Below are 21212 nucleotides of genomic sequence, written 5' to 3' on the forward strand. Positions count from 1 at the left end.
TGAAACTTTCCACGATTTCTTTGGCATTAGCTACAACTCCGAATACAAGGTGATCTTCTTGTATTTGATGGCTTTGCTGTTGGTGGTATTAACGGTGATTGTGATTAACCGCTTACTGAGAATGCCGATTGGGCGCGCTTGGGAAGCCTTGCGTGAAGATGAAATTGCCTGTCGCTCGCTAGGTTTAAACCCCACCGTGGTGAAGTTAACAGCCTTTACCATTGGTGCGGCCTTTGCTGGTTTTGCCGGTAGCTTCTTTGCGGCTCGCCAAGGATTTATCAGCCCTGAGTCATTCACCTTTATTGAGTCGGCCATTATTTTGGCGATAGTGGTATTGGGTGGTATGGGTTCGCAAATTGGCGTGGTATTGGCGGCGATCATTATGACGGTATTGCCTGAGATGGCCCGCGAATTTAATGAATATCGCATGCTGATGTTTGGTTTGATGATGGTATTTATGATGGTTTGGCGTCCACAGGGCTTATTACCCATGTCGCGTCCCCATATTGAGCTAAAAGAGGGGGCCAAAGCATGAGTTCATTGTTAGACGTTAACGGCCTCACCATGCGCTTTGGTGGCTTATTGGCGGTGAATAACGTTGCTTTAAAGCTCAACGAAAAAGAAGTGGTATCGGTGATTGGCCCCAATGGCGCGGGCAAAACCACAGTATTTAACTGCTTGACCGGTTTTTATAAACCCACCGCTGGGCAGATCCTCTACCGAGGTGAAGCGCTGCAAGGCCTTGCTGGACATCAAATTGCGCGTAAAGGCATCGTGCGTACCTTCCAACACGTGCGTTTGTTTAAAGACATGAGTGTGATTGAAAATCTGCTGGTAGCCCAGCATAGGCACTTAAATACTAACTTCTTGGCGGGCCTATTAAAAACGCCAAGTTTCAAGAAAAGCGAGGCCGATGCCTTGGCTTTTGCCGAATACTGGTTAGATAAGGTGGACTTAAAAGAGTTTGCCAACCGCAAGGCAGGCAACTTGGCTTATGGCCAGCAACGCCGCCTAGAAATTGCTCGATGCATGGTTACTCGTCCGGAAATTTTGATGCTGGATGAGCCGGCCGCTGGCTTAAACCCCAAAGAAACTGACGACTTAGACAGGTTAATCATGGACTTACGAGACAACGAAGGGGTCTCGGTGCTACTAATTGAACATGATATGAAGTTGGTAATGGGGATTTCAGACCGTATCTACGTGGTTAACCAAGGCTGCCCTTTAGCCAATGGTAGCCCCGAGGAAATTCGCAATAACCCCGAGGTGATTAAAGCCTATCTGGGTGAGTTTTAGGGCGAGGGATAAAACAACAATGTTAGAGTTTAAGAATGTTTCGACCCACTACGGCCCAATTCAAGCCCTGCACGATGTTAATGTGAAGGTGAATGAAGGTGAAATTGTCAGTTTGATTGGTGCCAATGGCGCCGGCAAAACCACCTTATTGATGACCCTGTGTGGAGATCCTCGTGCCAGTAGTGGCCAGGTGTTGTTTGAAGGTAAAGACATTACCGCACAGCAAACTCACAGCATCATGCGTGGTGATATTGCCGTGGTGCCAGAAGGCCGCCGCATCTTCTCGCGTTTAACCGTGGAAGAAAACCTGCACATGGGGGCATTTTTTGCCAACAAGCAGCAAACTGCAGAGCGTATTGAAGAGGTGTATACGCTGTTCCCTCGCTTATTGGAGCGGGTTAATCAACGAGCTGGCACTATGTCGGGTGGCGAACAGCAAATGTTGGCGATTGGCCGGGCCTTAATGAGCAAGCCTCGTCTGTTACTATTGGACGAACCTTCATTGGGCTTGGCGCCGATTATTATTCAGCAGATTTTTGATATTGTTGAACAATTGCGCCAACGCGGAATGACGGTGTTCTTGGTTGAGCAAAACGCCAACCAAGCGCTACGCCTAGCCGACCGAGGTTATGTGTTGGAGAATGGCCGTATCGTACTTGAAGACAGTGGCGACAATCTGTTGGTGAATGAAGAAGTACGCAAGGCTTACTTGGGCGCATAAGACCAAGTTAGCAGCGTTAAAAAGCAAGCTTCGGCTTGCTTTTTTTATCGCCAAATTTGGCTGGTTTAGGCTGCTATAGCTTTTGTCCTTTTCGTTTAAACCAGTTAAAGTGGACGAAAAATCTAGGTGATAAATACGATGATGGAACAGTTTGAACAAATTGACGTGACTGGCGCGCAACAAAAAATTGCTGAGCAAGGGGCGGTATTGCTAGACATGCGAGACCCGCAGTCATTTGCCCAAGCTCACCCAGTGAATGCCTTTCATCTTAATGATGGTAGTCTTAACCGTTTGCTTACCGAAACCGAGTTCGATACGCCGTTGATTGTGATGTGCTACCACGGCATATCTAGCCAAGGTGCCGCCCAATATTTGCTGCAACAAGGCTTTGAAGAAGTCTATAGCCTGCAAGGTGGCTTTGAAGCTTGGCGCAGTGTTGCGCCAATTGAATCTGGTGAGGCCGAGTGAAACATCTAGTTGTTATTAATAATCCTAGGGTCGCCCAGGCCTTTGTAGATTACATGGCAGTGCTTAACATTGAATGTCAACTTGCTCCTGCCGAGCAAGGCGTGGTGGTGATATTGATGGATGAGCAACACCTAGAAAAAGCCGAATATGAACTCCAACAGTTTTTAGCCAACCCTAGTGACGCTAAATATTCGGCTGCTTCTTGGAAGGTGGCCGACAGCCGTAAAGCGACATTTTCCTACGGTGGTAAGGGCATGGTGAAAAGTGCCTTTCTGGCTCACGCTGGCCCGGTAACACTAGCTGTATTAGCCATTTCCGCAGTAATTTTTGCCTTGATGCAGATGGGCTTTGAACGCAGTTTGATCCTCAACCTCACCATTCCGCCTGATTTAAGCATGCTACTTTCGGCAGACTTTTGGCGAGTGATTAGTCCTATCTTTCTGCATTTTTCAATCATTCATATTGCCTTTAATGGTTTGTGGTGGTGGCAGTTGGGCGGTGAAATTGAGCGCCAGTTGGGCAGCTCTAAATTGCTACTGATTACTATCGTGGCGGCGGTGATCCCCAATGTGGCACAACTCTTGGCAACCGGGCCCTTCTTTGGTGGCTTATCGGGTGTGGTTTATGCCTTGTTGGGCTACTGTTGGTTTACTGGCTGGCTGCGCCCACAAACCGGCTTACAGTTGAATCCGGCGATAGTCGGTTTTATGTTGGTATGGTTGGTGATTGGTTTTATGGATGTAGTGGGGCCATCTACGGCTAACCTAGCGCATTTATTTGGTTTATTTGTGGGTTGTGCACAGGCTTTATTGGATAGGTTTGTGACCACGGATAAAAGCAAAGCTGTTTGAGTAACAAGGCCCATCTTTGATGGGCCTTGGTTTTTTACTGGTAGATATATTTGGTAAACAGCAGTTTGCGAACCAGCTTTTTACCGGTTTCTTGTACTAATAAATCGTTAATCGCCTCTTCACACATTTGGCGAATGGTTTCTCGTCCATTCAACGACTTAATATCATCTTCGCTTTGTCTGCCTAAAATTTCGATAATAGTATCGCGGATCAAAGGGGCATGATGCTCAATGCTGCTGAGGTCGCTTTGGTCTTCCACCATTACCTCGGCAGTCAATCGTACATAACCTAATTTTTTACCGGTACTGATGTAGTTGGTAATAATATCTGGCTCAAAACCAAAATAAGCAAAATTGGGATTGGTGGCTTCTTGGCTGTGCGCCAGCAGTGGCAAACTTAAGCTCAAACAAACTAGCCAGCGGTAAACAAATTTCATATGACTTTTTCCTTTATAGTCTTAGCTTTATTGTTTCCCTTAGTGGGCGGTAGGTCAAGTTAGTCGCTGGAAATATTCTTTACAGTGAATGTTTTATCGGCAAGGTACGCTCGCTGCTCTGCTTGACAACGGTTTACATTAAATGGCTATTTACCTGATAATGAAGCCACTATTCTTAGCCGTGGATATGCGTGACTATTAACTATTCTCAGCCTTGCGGGGCCGATGGCAATTGGCAAGCGCCGCAACATTTTGTTTTTCCTTCTCCGGTTTTGGCGGACTGGCTGCAACACCCCGGTTCTTTAACCGCCCGTTTGCGCGAGCACTGTCAGCAGTTCAGCATCAAGGTGTTGTATGAAGGTTTTAGTGAGATTGCCCCACACGAAAAGTTGGCACTGGAATGTGCAGGCCCTTATTGGGTGAGGGAAGTCTTATTGTGCTGTGATGGTGAAAATTGGGTATTTGCCCGCAGTATTATTCCGCAAAGCTCTTTAGAAGGCGATGCCGCTGCGGTGAGTCAATTGGCCGATAAACCCTTAGGTGAATTACTGTTTACTGGTCAAGGGCAGCGCCAAAGCATCGAGCTATGCCAAATTGCTGCGGCGTCGGCGATTTACCAATATGCCGACTCATCCCAGCCTTTGTGGGGGCGGCGTTCGCGTTTTCTATTGGCTAACGCACCGTTATTAGTCGCCGAAATATTTCTACCAGATTGTGCAGCGTATCAAGGAGATCCTGGTGTTGCAGCTAGCTAGTTTTCGTCCTTATTGGCAGCTAATGCGTGCCGATAAACCTATTGGCACTTTATTGCTATTGTGGCCCGCGCTGTGGGCGCTGTGGCTAGCCGCCGAAGGGGTGCCTGATTTGTCGGTACTGCTGGTATTTGTAATAGGGGTGTTTCTAATGCGTTCGGCCGGTTGTGTGATTAACGATTATGCCGACCGCAAGGTTGATGGGCATGTTAAGCGCACGGCGCAGCGTCCTTTAGCGGCGGGCATAGTGAGCGAAGCGCAGGCGCTATCGCTGTTTGCCGCTTTGGTGGTGCTGTCGTTTTTACTGGTATTAACCCAAAACAGTCTGACCATTCAGTTGTCGTTTGTGGCCTTGGGTTTGGCCGCGCTGTACCCTTTTATGAAACGGGTGACGCATTTACCGCAGTTGTTTTTGGGGCTGGCCTTTAGCTGGTGTATACCTATGGCTTATGCTGCGCAAACTGGCAGCGTGCCGGCCGAAGCATGGTTATTGGTGGTGGCTAATGTGACTTGGACCATCGCTTACGACACCAAATACGCGATGGTGGATCGCGACGACGACTTAACCATCGGGATTAAATCTACGGCAATTTTATTTGGCCGTTTCGACAAGCTGATTGTGGGTTTATTGCAGCTCGCCTGCTTAGTTTGTTTCGCGGCTATGGCCTATATTAAACAATTGGGCTTAGCCTTTGACCTTGCCTTGTTGGCCGCCGCGGCACTGTTTGTATATCAGCAGAAGTTAATCCGTTATCGCCAGCGTGAGGCCTGCTTTCAGGCCTTCTTAAACAATAACTATGTGGGTTTGGTGATTTTTGTGGGTATCGCCAGCCATTATGCATGGCTGGCGTGGTTGGCTGGCTAAGTTTCTAAATCTAATAGCGCGATAATCGAGTCGTAAACGCCATCGGCCAATAGCGGAGACAGTTGAGCAAACAGTTGTTGCGCCGCCTCACGTTGTTGATAGCCCTGTTCACGCATTAAGCTTAATAAGTTACTGGTAATGCGTTTGTCGTAGTATTCAGGCGCATCAATGTGATGCATTTGCGCCAAACGCTGGGCTCCAGCTAGCGCCTGTTTCTCTAGTTGCGCACGCTCTAGGTGTGGGCGATTGGCTAGTAAGGCGGCAACTACCGCATAGCGGTGCAGACTTTCTTGAGCGAGCTGGGCCAGTAATAACAAGCGGCCTCGGCGGTGCTTATCTATTCTAAAGCAATCACCATTTTCACTGATTAATTTAAGCGCGACAAATTCGGCTAAGTAGCGTTCCACCAATTCGCCAATCTCATCGCTGTTATACCGTAGAAACAGTTCGCCTTTTAGTAAGGGGTAGAGCTGTTCAATGAGTGTTAATAGCTGTTGTCGGCTTATACTGCGGTGCTGCAGTAAGGCGCTGGCAATAAAAGCGGGCATGATCAGCAGGTGAATGATGTTGTTACGATAGAAGTTCATCAAGACTTGTTGTTTTTCATCTAAGCCGATGATCTCACCCAGATAATCACTGTTAGTTTGAAATTTATCCAAGCTCAGAGCTTGGTCGATTAGCGCCTCGGCATCTAGCTCCGGTACCGTAACATGGTCACTGTAGGGAACATTTTTAATTAGGCTTAGGCATAAGTCCATTTGCTTGGCGAGTTGCTTTCTTGGCATGGCGCGATTTTCGGCGGCCAATAAAATACTGGCACTTAAACACAATCCATTGACTGCAGCGGCACTGTTAATGTTTTCCATCAGCCGGAGTGAAATATCGTTTACCGCTGGCACCAACCAATGAGGTTTATTGCCTTCTTCTAAAGGCGTTCGCCAGTCTGGCGCCAGTTGGTTTAATCGATGGTTCACGTTGATTGGCTCGCCAAAATTAACGTAGCCGTGGCCGAAGTTGCGCAATTTACGCAGCATGCCAAACAAAGAGAACAAAGACTCTTTATCTTTGGCTTTACCTTTTAGCTCTTTGTAGTAAGTGCCTACTTCCATTACATGTTCGTAGCCAAAATACACTGGCACAATGGTGACTGGGCGCTCTAGGCCGCGCAACATGGCTTGCACGGTCATGGCTAACATACCGGTTTTGGGAGGCAGTAAGCGACCGGTACGGCTGCGTCCGCCTTCGGTGAAGTATTCGACTGAATAGCCACGACTAAATAATTGGCTTAAATACTCTCTAAATACCGTGGAGTAAAGCTTGTTGCCCTTGAAGCTACGGCGAATAAAGAAGGCGCCCGCGCGGCGGAAGAATGGGCCTGCTGGCCAAAAGTTCAGGTTAACCCCCGCTGCAATATGTGGTGGCACCATGCCTTGGTGATACAGCACATAGGAAAGCAATAAGTAATCCATATGGCTGCGGTGGCAAGGCGCATAAACAATCTCGTGCCCTTCTTGAGCCAATTGTCTCACCCGTTCGGCATGGTTTACTTCAATACCCGAATAGATCTTATTCCATACCCAACTTAGTAGCGCATCGGCAATACGTAAATTGCGGTAAGAGAAATCGGCAGCTATTTCTTCAAGGTATTTTAAGGCCGTTTGTTTGGCCTGCTCGGGGCTAGTGCTTCTCGCCTTGGCTTCATCTTGAATTGCGGCGCGAATAGTCGCCGAGGCCAATAATTGCTCAAACATATGGCGTCGGTTGGGCAGCTTAGGACCAGTGGCAATCATTTGCATGCGGCTAAAGTGGATCCGCGCCACGCGCGCCAGTTTATGACCAATGCGTTTATCCGATCCTTGTCGCTGCGCCATTTCTTTTAACGATACGGGTTGGCTGAAGCGAACTAGGTTTTCGCGGCCTTTAAAAATAACCTGCCAGGCTTTTTTTAGCATCCCTGTAGGGCGGGGTTTTTTACCACTGACCAGATCATCAACGCTTTCACGGCCGGGATAGCGATCCCAAAACAGTTTTACTGGAATGAGCTGGGCGTTATGGCTTGCATCTTTGCGATGTAAACTCAATGCAGCGGTAAACTGTTCAACCGTAGCCTCAAGGGTCTCGTCGTTTTTGTCGGTTAAAAAGGCGACTCGCTGATGGCTTTCTCCGGCGAAAATAGCTGGTTCAAGTGGATCCGGCAGTCCTAGTTCTTTACAGGCGAGCTGCAAGGTGAGTACATCGGCGAGCGAATCGCGAGGAATAACATAGAAAACCGCTTGTGATAAATCTAAGTTAAACTCAGTAATCGGGTTTTCTGGGACGAACTTGCCACGAATAAAAAAGCCAATTACAGAGCGTAATGCAGCCAATATTGGAGTGGGTAATGATAACATCTCAAAGAGCTTATGGTGGTTAATGAATACAGGGCTTAGGGTAGCAGATTTAATCAAAATTGGCTTTGATTTGATGCAAGCTAGCAGCCTAGAAATCTGAGCTCTTTGACGTTATTTGTGAATTCAATAAAGACTGGTTAAACCAGAACCGCTAAGATCCACTGCTACTGTTAAAGTTCTGTTTGTCTCGACATTTGGCTCGAATAAGAAAAGGAATTCACCATGTTTTTGTTTATTAAGCGGGCTTTGTTTTGCCTTCTCTGGCTTATTGGTTCTGCTCAGGCTGCTTTTATTAGCACCAATGAGGCGGCCTTAGATGCGATTTATTCACAGGCCAGCTTTGGCGATCGGCCAATAGATATTCGTATCGGTAGTGCCACCGAGTTGGTTTTTCCTGAGCTGCTGGATATCAGTAGTGATGTAGAAATAGGCCAGATATTTGGTCAGCATGTTGGCCCTGCCAATGTAGTGAATTTTTATTTCGTTGATAGCATTAGTGCCTGCGGAGGACTTATCTCTAGCAGTATTGTGGGCTGTGGCGAATACTTTGGTAACGATTTTGTGGTGGAGTCTAGTTACGCGGCTGGCCCTTATGGTGGTGAACTGTTGGCCCACGAACTAGGACACAATTTAGGTCTGCCTCATCTCTCCGGTGCCTATCTAATGAACCCCTTCTTGAACAAGCAAACACTTATTACTCCCGCTGAAGTCACTAGGATTTTTAATAGTCCCTTAGTGCAAAACGTAAATGACTATTACTGGATAGACATTAACCCCGTATTGATTGTGGCTCAGGCCAGTCAGGTGAGTGAGCCTGTCACTGTAGGATTGTTTATGTTGGCGCTAGTGATGTTGGCTTGGCAGCATCATCGCCAAGTCGCGGCGAGCACCACCATTATTGTGAGTTAGCCGATTATTTTTTATTTATTAAAGATTTATCCTGCGATCCTATGATGGGTAAAGGCAATTTTTTAGTTAAGCCATTGAATAAAGATTAGGTCGGGGCACAACCGTAAATGGTTTCGACAACCAAGCTTAAGATCTTAATTGGCGCCGCAGCCGTATCACTAGGACGTGGCAAGTTGTGCTGTTATTTGCACGGGCAGTTAATTTTTTTGCTGGGCTATAAACCAAGTTCAGCAAAATAATTGTCCCACTTCATTGAATTTAACCCTTCGGCTTATAGCGTCTTGCTTGTGGTCTATCATAGTAGTGAATCGTCATTTTAGGCGCGAGTATGTTAAAAAAACGGTACTTCTCAGCTAATTCGGTTATTTCGGCTATTACTGCTCTGATCATTACCATGATGGCTTTGATCGCCTGCTTAATGGTGTATTTTCTTAGTGTATTAGACGATAACGCCATGAAAGATGTGCACACTCGAGTAAATATTGCCTTTTCAATAGAGAGGGAGTATTTGCATAAGCTAACCATTGATTATTCTTATTGGGATGACGCCTATACCAATGTTTTAGCAGTACCCAATCCACAATGGATTGAGGATAATTATCAAGATTACCTGCTACCTACCTACAACCTTACTTACATCGCCACGATTACCAGCGATAAACAAGTACAGTTACATGCTCTGCGAGAGGGTTTAGAGCTCAACCCGCAAAATATTTACTCTTCAGCCATTTTAGAGCGCTTAAGGGGGAGTGAACAAGCCAGTCCAGCCTATCAAGCAAAGGCGTTTTTTAGTGAGGCCGATGGCCAAGTCTTTTTAGTCGGGGTAGAACCTTATCGCCGTGAAAACGATGGAGTGATAGTCGATGGTGCGCATCTGGTATTAGCACAAGCTATCGACGACACCTATCTTACAGTATTGGCTGAGCGTTTTCGGCTGCCCAAGCTTAGCTTAGTTGCAGCGGATGAATATGATGATTCAATGCCATTAGAAGGCTTTTTACCCGCCAGTAACATCGCCACTATCTATTGGTCTAGCCCTCCTATAATGAGCCGAGTCGCTCCTTATATGATAGTGATTTTATTGGCTTTTTTAATTATTACAGTGGTTTTGGCTAGGCTGTTGTTAAATAAAGATTTTAGGAACCGGGCTCAGTATCAAGAAGAATTGTTTGAAGCGGCCACTACTGACCCTCTAACCAATGTCGCTAACCGCCGTTACTTTATGGCCTTGGGTAAGAAAGAGTTTCAGCTACAATTATTGCAAAAACATAGCTTGTGTCTAATCGTGTTCGACTTGGATCATTTTAAGTCGATTAATGATACTCATGGGCATGCTGTGGGTGATCTCGCCTTGCAGCATTTTGCCAAGATTTGCCAAGACAATATTCGTGCTACCGACTTGTTTGCTCGACTTGGCGGCGAAGAGTTTGCCGCGATCCTGCCAAAAGTAGACCAAGATAAAGGTATTGAATTAGCTAACAACATTCGTCTGGCCATCAGCGACGCGCCGCTGATGGTGAAAGAAAAACCAATCTCCTTAACGGTGAGCATAGGTTTAGCCTGCTTAAACCATGAAAAGTCTCTGCAAGCCTTATTAGATCATGCCGACAAAGCCCTGTACTTGGCAAAAAACTCGGGGCGCAATGTGGTGAAAGTCTACCAATAGCTAAGCCAAGCGCTGCTGTTTATAGCGGGTCGGCCCCTTAGTCAGTGGCGGCAGTGAGTCGTTTCATTTGATAGACTTTATTTACCGTGGCGGGGGAAAATGCCACCGGGTAAGTGTCACCATAGCTTACTGCTATGGCAAAGTGTGGCGAGAATAAATCAAAGATCTCTTGGTCTACTAAGGCGACTGAATCTTGAGTTCGCAGTGGGTCTACATCTTCGGTGGTTAATAGCAGTATGGGTTTGAGCAAGGGCATTAACGACAACAGCTTTCTCACATACCGCTTTCTTGCGGGTTCGGCTAAGGCGGTAAGCGCGGCTCTATCATATACCGCATCAATCTGGCCTAAATGAGTGTGTTTTAAGAGAAATATATCGCCGCAAAGGATCCGGATCCGCCCGTGACGCCATATGGTGAAGTGGCCCGAGCGGGTCTTTTTCGGCTTTAGTTGGTTTTCTTTAAAAAAAGCCTTCACCGCGAGTGAACTCAGTTCTATACCTATCACCTCAAAACCACGTGCTGCTAGCCACAGTAAATCGTTACTTTTGCCACACAAGGGCACCAATACTCGCCCCATGTTAGGAACCTTAAGCCGATGCCAATACTCTTGTAAGTGTCGGTTAACCAATGGCTGATGAAAATCAGTCTGTTGATTCTTCCACATCGCAAGCCATAGTTGGTTGTCTTCTGCTACCACGGTGTCGATTCCTTTTGTTGCAATCAATACATTGTTCGATTGTTGGCATCATTGTTGATGCTGGGTGAAGGGTTAAATTGAATCGAAATACCGCCAAATGCTTAGCTTGGGGATAAGTCGTTGCGCTGCTGCTTAAGAAAATCAACAAGGCTAGCGTTTACTCTATCAACAATCGTACCAGTTACTTGCTACTGACGTCGGTAATCTGCATTAGCAGGCTGCTTTAGCCTGGCGATTGTTTTAAAGTGGCCTAAAGACCAGAGATTTAAGCGCGTTTGGCTGTTGGGGCAGTAAATAGGATTAATGATGAGTATTCATTTAAGAAAAGCGACGAGCAGTGATGCTGTGGCAATTAGTCAGTTGATTTTATCGCTAACGGAAAAATACGTGTGTCCGAGTTTCGCTGAGTCTGCACGTCATATCCTACTCACTTCAATGTCTGCAGAAAATGTAGGCGCTTATTTGTCCGGCAATTACTTTTATATTGTTGCGATTACCGCTGATGAAGATATCGTTGGAGTGGCTGGTATTCGTGACTATTCACATCTGTACCACCTATTCGTTGACGATAGTTATCAGGGCCAAGGCTTGTCTCGTAGGTTGTGGGAAGCGGTTAAGGCCGAAGCTTTAACTAATGGGAATCCTGGGCGTTTTACGGTTAATTCGGCGGTGAATGCTGAGCATGTTTATGAACATTTTGGCTTCAAACGTATCGACGGCATTAGAAAGCAAAACGGTATAATTGATGTTCCAATGGTATTGGAAATAGCTAGCTAACAAATCTGCAAAGGGGAGCAAACTAGCCGAGCCATTTGTTTTTACTTTGTGCTTAATTAACTGCTTGTATGGGGTGGTTTGTTTCTTGGTGTTGGTAAATGGCGCTGGTGATGTTCTGCGCCAGTCTAGTTGTGCTAGTATCTTATTTTTCAGTTGGTATCGCATATGAATCACTCCCACTTCCAAGGAAAATATGAAGTAGAGCTTAAGTACCGCTTACCCTCAAAAGCACAGTTCTTGAATACACTAAGTGGTATCCCTCATGAAGTTATGCTTCAAGATAACAGCGAAAGCGATTGGTATTTCGATCGTCCCAATCGCTCGTTAGAAACTGACAATATAAGTATCTGTATTCGTAAGATGGAGCCTTCAGGCATCAAGTTATGGATTGTAAAGGGGCCTGAACCAGAGCGGTGTGAAGCCACCGATATCAAAGATGTCTCAAATGCCAAGAGCATGCTAAAAACCATGGGCTTTGAAGTGGTGCTAAAAGCGCATAAAACGCGCAGCATTTACTTTGTTGGAGAGTTTCATATCACGGTGGACTCCTTAGACGGTATCGGTGATTTTGCCGAATTTGCCATCATGACGGACGATGAAGCGAAGTTATCAATTTACAAGTCGCAAATAGAAGCCTTAGCGCTGCAATTTGGTTTAACCAAAGACGCACTGCAAACTAAATCTTACAAGCAAATGTTTATGGAAAAAGACGTTTAATATACGACTTGGTTATCAGTCGCTAAATTTTAGCTAGGTTCCCTATTTAACAAGGCGAATGTGAGTAGCTAAACGACATTACGCAACTTGGCTGGCATAAGGTTATGCAACGTGGATACTCAGGAGCAACAATGGATATTTTGAAACTATCCGAAAGGCTTATGTCAATGGATGAAAGTTCATGGCAACGACATTCGAATCCTTTGAGTGTTTATTCCCGCTTTTCAATCTTGCCTTTGTTTACCATTGCCTTGGCCACAAGAGAGCTATTAGGATGGTGGACTTTGGCGGCACTAATGCTAGTGAGCTTATGGACGTGGCTAAATCCAAGGCTATTTGCTGCGCCCAAAACTACTAATAACTGGGCATCGATGGGCACTTTTGGTGAGCGCGTCTACCTGCATTACAAGAATGAAGGTCTTATTCCTGAACATCATTTACGAGCCTGTAAAAAGATAGTCTTGCTACAGATAGTAGGTTTACCGTTTTGGCTTTATAGTCTGTATGCAATGGATTTTTCCTTAATGATTTTGAGTACAGCTTGGTTAATGTTTACTAAGACTTGGTTCGTCGATCGAATGGTATGGCTGTATCAAGACGTAAAAGATCTCAAGCCCGCCTTTCAGTCGTGGCTGAAGTCTTAAGGCAATCAAGACAACGGCTAGCCAGTTCTACCGGTTTGGCGTCTCCCATAAACTCACATTATGAGAAGGATTAATACTCATGATTACTTGTTATGTCAGGTATGTCATCGATCCTAAAAAGATTAAAGAATTCGAAGAATATGCGAAAATGTGGATCCCGCTGGTGGCTAAGTTTGGCGGTCAACACAATGGTTACTATCTCCCTTCCGAGGGTGCAAACAATATTGCTTTAGCACTATTCACCTTCGAAAGTTTGTCTGCTTACGAACAATATCGACGCGATTCTCAAAATGACCCAGATTGCATTAACGCTTTTGCATTTGCAGAAAAAATGGACTGCATTATTAGCTACGAACGTAGCTTTTTTAGACCCGTATTTGGCTAACAAGTGACGCGTTTAAAAGCATGCAGGCAGTATAGCCAAGAGTTAGCCCTGTCAGGCTACGCTTGGGATTCTCGCTTAAGTTTGGATTAATGCTATTTACTGCCTAGCCCAGTACCGTTGATGTAAACCGACAATCTATACGCATGCCAAGCATATTTGTTATTGTGGTTAAGCAAGTAGAGTTAGTCAGTGATTTATGCAAAATAACTTTGGCGCTTGGCTTACCGGAAAAACACCGAAGTGGCTTTTAACTAAATCGAAACCAGCAAAAACAATGATGAAATATGCAGCCTCTGGAGCGAATCAGCACGCCATGAGTGCGCTAGGAGCTCGGAAGTCGAATCCATGTCATTGCTTAGTACTCAAAGGAGAATTACATTGTTTATAGCAGTTTATGAGTTTGAAGTGAAACAGGGTATGGAAGGGGCATTTCGTGAAGCATGGCTTGAAGTGACCAAGGCAATTTATCAACAATGCGGTAGTTTTGGCTCAAGGCTTCACCTATCCGACAAACCCAATGTTTTGGTAGGTTATGCACAATGGCCGAGTCGAGAGCAGTGGGAAAAAGAGCATCAATTAACAGGCGAGTCCTACCAAAACGCTCGTGACCAAATGCGCAATTGTTTAGTGCAATCGAGAACCGTTTATAAACTAGACGTTAGCGATGATTATCTACAAAGTCGTTTAGCGTAATTTCGCGAATCAAGGGCTTAAAAGTAAAGCTCAGGATGTGGCATAATTATTCAGCTTGGTTTGTTTTTTATTTATTCCATTGGGCGCATAATAGCGGCCTTATAAAGGAGAAGTATAAATGGATATTAGTTTAGTTGGTGTTTTTGCAACTGTCGCAATAGCTCACTTTCTCGCTTTGCTGAGTCCTGGCCCCGATTTTGTGTTAGTGGTAAAAAGTGCAATTAAAAACAAAAGTAAAAATGCGCTAGGTGTTGCATTAGGTATTGCCCTCGCCAATGCGGTATATATTGCCTTATGTTTGGTAGGTGTAGGCTCAATTCTAGCGGCTTCGGTGCCCATCATGATTGCGCTAAAAATTATCGGTGGACTGTTTCTTATTTACTTGGCTTTGCAAGCGTTAAAAGCCAGAAAAAGTGCTTACGATGATTTAAATATAGAGCTATCTTCTGAGCCTGTTGAATCAAACAGATTTGCTCATGAACTTTTCACCGGTTTTATGTCGGGCATATTAAATCCTAAGAATCTCTTGTTTTATCTAAGTTTGTTTACCGTTGTACTAAACAATGATGTGAGCTTTGGTTTCAAGCTGGGTTTGGGGATCTGGATGACCCTGATCGTATTCATTTGGGATGCCGCAATTATTTATTTACTCTCTAGGAGTACGGTGAGAAGTCGGTTTACCAAATTGGCTTATTATATTGATAAGTTTACTGGGGCGATTTTAGGTCTTATCGGTCTCAGCATAGTGAAGTCAGCAATAGCGCGCTAGAAATATAGCAAGACTATGGCGCCAAAGGTGAATTTTGGCGCTGTTTTCTTTGCTAAATTATGCCACCTTCGGACAATATTTTTGAATTCGCTGCTGCTTCCTCACATCGTTTATTATTGTTATTACTTGCTAAATGTTGCTTGCTAGCTTTGACACTTTGTTGTGCCATTTTTCGATGTCTTTTTGCTTGGCAGAGATAACCGGCCCAAAGTAGCTTGTTTTTTTATTTTTTATCCCTGTGAAATCTAAAATTGTGTATTTCAAATGTTTGTAAATAACATTCCCCTGAAATATTTTGTACCAAAAAATAGGGGTGTCCATATTTACAATGATCTCAGAAGTCTTACCTGCAAGAAGCTTTTCCGGTATAGATTTTCCTGCTGAATATTTAAAGGCAAATCCAGGCAACATTACCCGATCAATGGCTCCCTTAAATTTTGCAGGGACAGATCCCCACCAAACTGGCGACATAATGACAATATGTTCGGCCCATTTAATATGTTGTTGTAACTGGATTAAATCGGCCTCTAGTGGCTGAATGCTTTCGTAACCTTGTTGTAAATTAAGATCAAAATCCAACTCGCCAATGTGCACCAGTACCACTTCATGTGTTTTCTGAGCGGTTTCTACATACTGTTGGCTTAACGACTTGGTTAAGCTATTGGTTTTTGGGTTGGCATTAATAACTAATACTTTTTTCATATTAGTGGCTCTTTTACTATAGGAGTTAATTTGGTCAAGTGACCCAATTATGTTAGGGCTGCTAAGAATGGCAGTCAAGCTTTTTGGGTCAACCGACCAATTTTTTGGTGTGGTAATATACGCTAATGATGCGAAAGATAAATTTTGTTGGGGAGCACCGTGGTGAGCAGTCGCAGCCTTGAAACCAAAAAGCAAATCATCCAGGCGGCTTTGTCGTTACTGAAAGAGTCCGGTATTGAAGGCTTAACGATGAGAAAAGTGGCATTAGCTTCGGCTAAAAGTTTGAATAACGTCCAACACCATTTTAAAACTAAAAGCGACTTATTAAATGGGATGGCTGCCTATTACTTTGCTGTCTGTGAAGATATGGCCTCCCAGTATGTTCAGAACAAAGTTGCGCGAGCGCCAAAGGAAGAGTTATACGAGGTCATACTCTATTGCCTGAATCAGGCTAATCAGATTAGCGATGCCTGCCTTGTTTTCAGAGAATTATGGGCAGTTGCCACTCGCAACAAAGATGTTGAACAACAGCTAGTTGGCTACTATTCCCAGTCTCTGGATAAGCTTTGTGGTTTCTGGCAACAGTATGAATTAGCCAATGCCCAAAAGGCGGCTTCAATCTTGCTGCCTTACCTTGATGGATACTCCATACAGCACAAAGCACTGCCCTTATCCAAGGAACAAATTGCTGAAGTGCTAACAGAAAGCTTACTCCCGATTTTGACCGCTGGTTCTGATAGTTAACTGTAACGTCGAGCTAAGGCCCGAGAGTGGCAGGTTGTTGCTCTAAATACTTCAGCTTACGCGTTGCACTTGGCGAGGGAGAATTGGCTGTAGTGTTTATGGGTACCCGCTAATAAGTGCCAATGCGCATGATAAAAACTTAGCTCTAATCTATAACAAGGGATCTATGTCGAAAATTATCTTTCTAAACGGCACTAGTAGTAGTGGAAAGTCCACTTTAGCCAAGCAAATTCAGGCTCAAGTAGCGATTCCATTTTGGCATTTTGCTTCAGATCAGTTGGTCGAAGCCGGTATGCTGGCAAAGCGCGAAAATGATGGCGGAGACTTTGATTGGAAAATTAATCGTCCAAAGTTTTTTGCCGCTTTTCATGCTTGTATAAAGGCGATACTAGATACGGGTAACAATATCATCCTCGACCACATTATTGAGTCAGAGCAATGGTATAACGAGCTCAAGAAGATATTGTTTGCTCATGATATGTTTTTTGTTGGCGTTCACTGCCCGGTTAGCATTTTACGTGAGAGAGAGTTAGCGCGAGCTGATCGACATATTGGCCAGCGATACTGTGGAGAAGCTGAGTACCACCTAACACACGTACATAGTTATTCACACTATGACTTTGAACTTGATACCAGTACCCAGACCCCAGCAGAGAGCGCCAAATTAGTCTTGGATGCGTGGTCGAGTAGGGCGTCATCAAGGTTTTTTGAAGGGTAAATTGAGTGGTCTGATAAATGGCGATGGCATCGTGGTAGTTATTATTACCGATGTGTGGCGTAATGATCACTGGGTGGAGAGTGTAAAATCTAGCATAGCTAGCGTTTGGTCGGCATTCAAACCTCATGTGCTAGCCAATTTTAAGGAAGCCTAGTGCCGGTTCAAGTTGAAAAATCGAATTCGATAGCGTTGGCGTCAGAACTGACAAGATTAAATATGCGCCACTACTATCAGTTAAGAAATATCGCCTGGGATCAGAAAACGTATCAAGAAAACTGGTCTCAGTTTGAAAATTTTGATGTGAAGTATCAGGGAGATTGGGTAGGAATACTCAGGTTTTCGAGTGATGAAAGTGCCCTTTATATCCGAGATATTCAAATTTTACCCAAGTACCAAAACCTGGGCATTGGCTGCTCATGCTTAATTTATGCCTTAGAGAAAGCGAAGTCGCACTCGCTAAGTCGGCTTAGGTTACTCGTTTTTAGTGAAAATCGAGCGTTGAATCTCTATAAAAGATTTGGTTTTAAAGACTTAGGTGAATCCGAGGGATTGATTAAAATGGAAATGTTGGTTTAGCCAATGTCGAGTGCCGAGGTGAGTAATAATATTAATCTTGTTGTGGCGGCTAAGGCTGGGCATGGCACAACCCAGCAGAGTTAGCGATAGCGATTAAGTAGGTTATTGTGCCCATCCAAGCAGGCACTTAAGTTAGCCTCGCGAGGCTTTGCCGTTTTGGTCTCAGTAGTTTACGTGTTTAACCAGTGATAATGAGTTGGGGGATTAGCTGCTAATACCTCCTTAGCTCTAGTAGAGGACCTTATGAGATCTGCAGTATTAGTTATTGATGTTCAGTCGATTTTGTTTGACCCACAACCGCAGCCATTTGAGGCACAGGTGGTGCTGAATAAAATTAACCAAATCACTGAAGTGGCGCGGGCTAAATCGCTACCGGTTATTTTCATTCAACACGAGCAAGCCGATTCGGTAATTGAGAATGGCAGTGATGGTTGGGCCTTACAAGCGAGCTTGGTGACTCAAGCGGGTGATCATTTTGTGGCTAAAACCACGCCGGACTCGTTCTTAAACACCAATCTGCAAAGTTTGTTACAAGAGCTGGCGGTGGATAACTTAATTATTTGTGGTTATGCCTCTGAGTTTTGTGTTGATACCAGTGTGCGCCGAGCCGCCGCTTTGGGTTATCCTGTAACGCTAGTCGCCGATGCTCATACTACTCACGACAAAGCTCATGCCACAGGGGCACAAATTCGAGCGCACCATAATGCAACCTTAGCTAATATGACCAGTTTCGGCGTTAAGATAGCCGCGTTAGAGGCAGAGATGCTTTGGCAATAGGGTGAGCAAATTGCTACTTTGTTGCGATGTGCTGGTTATTAAATACTCTTTAACTCGCTTGATGGGGCATTTGGAGCGCCATAACACTTGGCTAAGCAGGCGCTAGCAATATACACGCTCGCCCCTTAGTTTCTTAGCCCAGATCTCGGGACTTAAGAACTGACTTTATCCTATTGTTGGGCATTTAATTCATTTTGTAACCATGATTTAAATGCATTGACTCTTAGCACACGTGAAGAGCAAGGGTCACTAATCACAGAATAGCGAATTCCGGGATTTAGCCCGATATTGAATGGCTTAACTAATAGGCCTCGTTCAACAAAATCTGCAGAAATACTTTCAGTAGCTAAACATGCCCCATGTCCGGCAACGACAGCATTGATTGCCATATCAAAAGTACTCACTTCCATCCATTGAATGCCTTCTCTTTTCGCGTTGACCTTGGCGCTGCGAAACCACTGATCCCAACTAAAAGATGCCGAGTGAAAATCAATTAACCAACACTTGAGCAGTTGCTCTGGATGCTCAAACTTAATTGATTCAGCTAGTTGTGGGGAACAATAAGGATAAATGTCTTCTTCAAATAGCGTCTCTTGCGTTAAATCGAATTGTTCGACATTTTCATCTCCCTGCCAGATTAATACATCAGTTTCAGTGTGGCGAATATCGATTTCTTTTACGTTTTGTACGCGTATCGGGATATGTGGGAACTCCATAGTGAACTTCCACAATCTAGGCATTAACCAACGCGTAGAGAATGAGCGAGGGGCGCTAACGTTAAGTACCCCTTCGAGGGGTTCATTCTGAATTCTGTTTAGTCCAGTGATGATGTTTTTAAAGCCGTCACTAACATGCTTTTGAAGTATTTGCCCTTTGTCCGTTAGATGCATTTCACGTCCGCGGCGGATAAATAATTTACATCCCAAGCGCTCTTCCAGCTGTCGCAGTTTTTGGCTTATGGCTGCTTGAGTGACACACAGTTCTTCAGCGGCCTTGCTATAGCTTTTATGGCGAGACGCTGATTCGAAAAAACGCAGTGCTGAAAGATAACGGAGCCGATTGTCCATAAGCTGAGATTATACTTCCTGTAATTAATCGTTGTTCGTAACAGAATTATTTTAGCTCGATAATAACTGTACCTAATCAGTAATCAAGAGTAAGACGATGCCGTTAGTCATATCTTTTAGTAAAGTTAAGTTGTTTAATTTATTTAAAATTAACAGATTTGACAGGTTTTGCGGTGGGCGGAACAGAAGACAGTTTGTTATGAATGCTCATCTTAAAAAGGATGTGGGGTTAATTCCTGAAGAGCGCGATAACCGGCATTATTCAAAGTTCCTATAATCTCAACTAATGAATTGTTGGACCCGCCTTATTCTATTGATGTTTCCCGCGCTTGAGTTCATTAAGTTCCGGCTGGCAATTTGCCCTGAGCGTTTTATTCTTCTCGTTATTTCGGGTCATTCTTGCAGTAGTAAAGGCAGCTATTTCACTGCCTTTATCATCTAAGCCTTTGGGAATTACTTAATTGCAGTACAAAAACTAACGTCGGCATGGTTTGTTTGAGGATCGAAGCTGTGATAAAGCTCGAAACAAGGGCGTTCGTCGCTCTCAATTCCAGATTCGATTAACTTGCTCATTAGCTCGTCCCAAGCTCTAGGGTACTGGCTAACATCGGTGATGGTTTGACGCATAACCGCATATTGTCCACCGGGAAAATCCTGCAGCTCTATGCCTTCAGCAGTCTGGGTATCGCTTGGGACCATCAAGCAAATATCGGTGCGACATTTTTCATCAGGGGTAATTTCCGGATTATCATGATAAATAAAAATACAGGTATTGTTGGCTAAGCCCTTAATGCCCGCCCATTGATACAACCGCTGGCTAGCTTCTTCATATCCCTTGCCGTAGGGGCCGTTAACCCGAATATAAGCGAGTTTGCTTGCTGTAAAATGTTGAGTATTCACTGTGATGCTCCATGTTATTGATTCGGAGTTAGTATATGCAGCAACAGGTTTAATCGCGTTTCCAGTCTTGCGCAGTACGTGTCCAATCTTGCTACTTCGGGTTAACTCAGCAAATTGCTGGTGGTTACTACAAAGTCGAAAAGCGCTTGGTGTCACACCATAATGTTGCTTAAACGCTTTAGCTAAACTTTGTGAGCTAGAGAAGCCATATTTAAGCGCGATATTCAGTACCGGCTGTTTAAATTTAAATAGGTCATCAGCGGCCGCTTCTAGGCGCAATCTGCGAATGAAGTCTGCCAGCGTTTCACCTTGAACCGCTTTGAAGGTTCTGTGGAAATGGTAGGCCGACAGGTGTGCCAGCGCGGCCACTTCTGGCAAGTTCAGTGGTTCATTAAAATGTTGCTCTAGATAGCGAATCACCGGAACCAATCTCTTTTGATAATCAACACGCATCTTTAGGCTCACTCTGGCTAAGTAGGCATAAGAATACTGCAAGCAATGAATGTTGCAATGGTGTGGCTCATGCACATTTCTTTTTAGCTAGTTAATCTCACTATAAGTGCCAAAGCAATCCGTGTTTATTCGGTACATACCATCTAATTAAGCTTGTAAACTCAAGTATTAGACGCATCTTTATTGCCGTAAATTGCTTTACTTTGGGGTATGCTAAAACAGGATAAGATAGCGGCGGC

Annotated in this window: 25 protein-coding genes; 19 read left to right on the forward strand and 6 right to left on the reverse strand. The window is 44.6% G+C overall.

Going from position 1 to position 21212, the window contains the following annotated elements; all coding sequences use genetic code 11:
- The 5 genes from ACQY6Q_RS05030 to glpG form a co-directional block, all read left to right on the forward strand.
- Positions 1–535, forward strand: a 535-nt coding sequence (locus ACQY6Q_RS05030; RefSeq protein WP_427978619.1) for an ABC transporter permease subunit, incomplete at its 5' end; no start/stop codon positions are given.
- Positions 532–1296: a high-affinity branched-chain amino acid ABC transporter ATP-binding protein LivG gene (livG, locus tag ACQY6Q_RS05035; protein WP_427978621.1), complete on the forward strand. Its 765-nt coding sequence runs from the start codon at positions 532–534 to the stop codon at positions 1294–1296. The genes ACQY6Q_RS05030 and livG, both read left to right, overlap by 4 nt.
- A gap of 19 nt (positions 1297–1315) precedes the next feature.
- Positions 1316–2017: an ATP-binding cassette domain-containing protein gene (locus ACQY6Q_RS05040; protein ID WP_427978623.1), complete on the forward strand. Its 702-nt coding sequence runs from the start codon at positions 1316–1318 to the stop codon at positions 2015–2017.
- A gap of 141 nt (positions 2018–2158) precedes the next feature.
- A complete protein-coding gene (gene glpE, locus ACQY6Q_RS05045; protein ID WP_427978684.1) occupies positions 2159–2485 on the forward strand; it encodes a thiosulfate sulfurtransferase GlpE in 327 nt (108 codons plus the stop codon).
- Positions 2482–3336 (forward strand): rhomboid family intramembrane serine protease GlpG, encoded by an 855-nt coding sequence (gene glpG / locus ACQY6Q_RS05050; RefSeq protein WP_157051754.1) that lies wholly within the window; start codon positions 2482–2484, stop codon positions 3334–3336. Before glpE ends, glpG begins: the two co-directional genes overlap by 4 nt.
- A gap of 34 nt (positions 3337–3370) precedes the next feature.
- On the opposite strand, the gene ACQY6Q_RS05055 is transcribed toward glpG, so the two are convergent.
- The gene (locus tag ACQY6Q_RS05055; protein ID WP_055733841.1) at positions 3371–3772 is read right to left on the reverse strand and encodes a flagellar basal body-associated protein FliL; all 402 of its coding nucleotides are present in this window, start codon (positions 3770–3772) and stop codon (positions 3371–3373) included.
- Between the two features lie 191 nt (positions 3773–3963).
- Between ACQY6Q_RS05055 and ACQY6Q_RS05060 the strand changes: the two genes are divergently transcribed.
- Together ACQY6Q_RS05060 and ubiA are read left to right on the forward strand one after the other, a co-directional pair.
- The gene (locus ACQY6Q_RS05060) at positions 3964–4527 is read left to right on the forward strand and encodes a chorismate--pyruvate lyase family protein (RefSeq protein ID WP_427978627.1); all 564 of its coding nucleotides are present in this window, start codon (positions 3964–3966) and stop codon (positions 4525–4527) included.
- Between the two features lie 22 nt (positions 4528–4549).
- A complete protein-coding gene (ubiA, locus tag ACQY6Q_RS05065; protein ID WP_427978686.1) occupies positions 4550–5389 on the forward strand; it encodes a 4-hydroxybenzoate octaprenyltransferase in 840 nt (279 codons plus the stop codon).
- Here the strand turns inward: ubiA and plsB are convergent.
- Positions 5386–7779: a glycerol-3-phosphate 1-O-acyltransferase PlsB gene (gene plsB / locus ACQY6Q_RS05070; RefSeq protein WP_427978630.1), complete on the reverse strand. Its 2394-nt coding sequence runs from the start codon at positions 7777–7779 to the stop codon at positions 5386–5388. The two genes, ubiA and plsB, sit on opposite strands and share 4 nt — an antisense overlap.
- Before the next feature lie 222 nt (positions 7780–8001).
- On the opposite strand from plsB, the gene ACQY6Q_RS05075 reads away from it, so the two are divergent.
- The gene (locus ACQY6Q_RS05075; protein ID WP_427978633.1) at positions 8002–8688 is read left to right on the forward strand and encodes a hypothetical protein; all 687 of its coding nucleotides are present in this window, start codon (positions 8002–8004) and stop codon (positions 8686–8688) included.
- A 328-nt stretch (positions 8689–9016) separates the two neighbouring features.
- Positions 9017–10354, forward strand: coding sequence for a sensor domain-containing diguanylate cyclase (locus ACQY6Q_RS05080; RefSeq protein ID WP_427978635.1), 1338 nt, complete (start codon positions 9017–9019; stop codon positions 10352–10354).
- Between the two features lie 37 nt (positions 10355–10391).
- Here ACQY6Q_RS05080 and ACQY6Q_RS05085 read toward each other — a convergent pair whose 3' ends face one another.
- A complete protein-coding gene (locus ACQY6Q_RS05085) occupies positions 10392–11078 on the reverse strand; it encodes a thiopurine S-methyltransferase (RefSeq protein WP_427978637.1) in 687 nt (228 codons plus the stop codon).
- 279 nt (positions 11079–11357) lie between these two features.
- On the opposite strand from ACQY6Q_RS05085, the gene ACQY6Q_RS05090 reads away from it, so the two are divergent.
- The 6 genes from ACQY6Q_RS05090 to ACQY6Q_RS05115 all read left to right on the forward strand — a co-directional run bounded on the left by ACQY6Q_RS05090 (position 11358) and on the right by ACQY6Q_RS05115 (position 15036).
- Complete coding sequence (locus ACQY6Q_RS05090; RefSeq protein WP_427978639.1) at positions 11358–11828, forward strand: GNAT family N-acetyltransferase; 471 nt, start codon at positions 11358–11360, stop codon at positions 11826–11828.
- 165 nt (positions 11829–11993) lie between these two features.
- Positions 11994–12545 carry a class IV adenylate cyclase gene (gene cyaB, locus ACQY6Q_RS05095; protein ID WP_427978642.1) on the forward strand — a complete coding sequence of 184 codons (552 nt, stop codon included), beginning with the start codon at positions 11994–11996 and terminating at the stop codon, positions 12543–12545.
- Positions 12546–12712: 167 nt separating this feature from the next.
- A complete protein-coding gene (locus ACQY6Q_RS05100) occupies positions 12713–13189 on the forward strand; it encodes a DUF6653 family protein (RefSeq protein WP_427978644.1) in 477 nt (158 codons plus the stop codon).
- A gap of 79 nt (positions 13190–13268) precedes the next feature.
- Positions 13269–13574 carry an NIPSNAP family protein gene (locus ACQY6Q_RS05105; RefSeq protein WP_427978646.1) on the forward strand — a complete coding sequence of 102 codons (306 nt, stop codon included), beginning with the start codon at positions 13269–13271 and terminating at the stop codon, positions 13572–13574.
- A 378-nt stretch (positions 13575–13952) separates the two neighbouring features.
- Positions 13953–14267, forward strand: coding sequence for a putative quinol monooxygenase (locus ACQY6Q_RS05110; protein ID WP_427978649.1), 315 nt, complete (start codon positions 13953–13955; stop codon positions 14265–14267).
- Between the two features lie 118 nt (positions 14268–14385).
- A complete protein-coding gene (locus tag ACQY6Q_RS05115) occupies positions 14386–15036 on the forward strand; it encodes a LysE family translocator (RefSeq protein WP_427978651.1) in 651 nt (216 codons plus the stop codon).
- Positions 15037–15165: 129 nt separating this feature from the next.
- Here the strand turns inward: ACQY6Q_RS05115 and ACQY6Q_RS05120 are convergent, their stop codons facing one another.
- The gene (locus ACQY6Q_RS05120) at positions 15166–15738 is read right to left on the reverse strand and encodes an NAD(P)H-dependent oxidoreductase (protein ID WP_427978653.1); all 573 of its coding nucleotides are present in this window, start codon (positions 15736–15738) and stop codon (positions 15166–15168) included.
- Positions 15739–15900: 162 nt separating this feature from the next.
- On the opposite strand from ACQY6Q_RS05120, the gene ACQY6Q_RS05125 reads away from it, so the two are divergent.
- The 4 genes from ACQY6Q_RS05125 to ACQY6Q_RS05140 all read left to right on the forward strand — a co-directional run bounded on the left by ACQY6Q_RS05125 (position 15901) and on the right by ACQY6Q_RS05140 (position 18553).
- Positions 15901–16482 carry a TetR/AcrR family transcriptional regulator gene (locus ACQY6Q_RS05125; RefSeq protein ID WP_427978655.1) on the forward strand — a complete coding sequence of 194 codons (582 nt, stop codon included), beginning with the start codon at positions 15901–15903 and terminating at the stop codon, positions 16480–16482.
- A 166-nt stretch (positions 16483–16648) separates the two neighbouring features.
- The gene (locus ACQY6Q_RS05130; RefSeq protein ID WP_427978657.1) at positions 16649–17200 is read left to right on the forward strand and encodes a chloramphenicol phosphotransferase CPT family protein; all 552 of its coding nucleotides are present in this window, start codon (positions 16649–16651) and stop codon (positions 17198–17200) included.
- 153 nt (positions 17201–17353) lie between these two features.
- Positions 17354–17776 (forward strand): GNAT family N-acetyltransferase, encoded by a 423-nt coding sequence (locus tag ACQY6Q_RS05135; RefSeq protein ID WP_427978659.1) that lies wholly within the window; start codon positions 17354–17356, stop codon positions 17774–17776.
- Positions 17777–18019: 243 nt separating this feature from the next.
- Positions 18020–18553: a cysteine hydrolase family protein gene (locus ACQY6Q_RS05140; protein ID WP_427978661.1), complete on the forward strand. Its 534-nt coding sequence runs from the start codon at positions 18020–18022 to the stop codon at positions 18551–18553.
- 170 nt (positions 18554–18723) lie between these two features.
- Here the strand turns inward: ACQY6Q_RS05140 and ACQY6Q_RS05145 are convergent, their stop codons facing one another.
- Both ACQY6Q_RS05145 and ACQY6Q_RS05150 read right to left on the reverse strand, forming a co-directional pair.
- The gene (locus ACQY6Q_RS05145) at positions 18724–19620 is read right to left on the reverse strand and encodes a LysR substrate-binding domain-containing protein (RefSeq protein WP_427978663.1); all 897 of its coding nucleotides are present in this window, start codon (positions 19618–19620) and stop codon (positions 18724–18726) included.
- A 453-nt stretch (positions 19621–20073) separates the two neighbouring features.
- Positions 20074–20973 (reverse strand): AraC family transcriptional regulator, encoded by a 900-nt coding sequence (locus ACQY6Q_RS05150; protein WP_427978665.1) that lies wholly within the window; start codon positions 20971–20973, stop codon positions 20074–20076.
- Positions 20974–21212: the final 239 nt, after the last annotated feature.

Origin of the sequence: Agarivorans sp. (assembly GCF_050295395.1) — a bacterium.
Lineage (GTDB): Bacteria > Pseudomonadota > Gammaproteobacteria > Enterobacterales > Celerinatantimonadaceae > Agarivorans.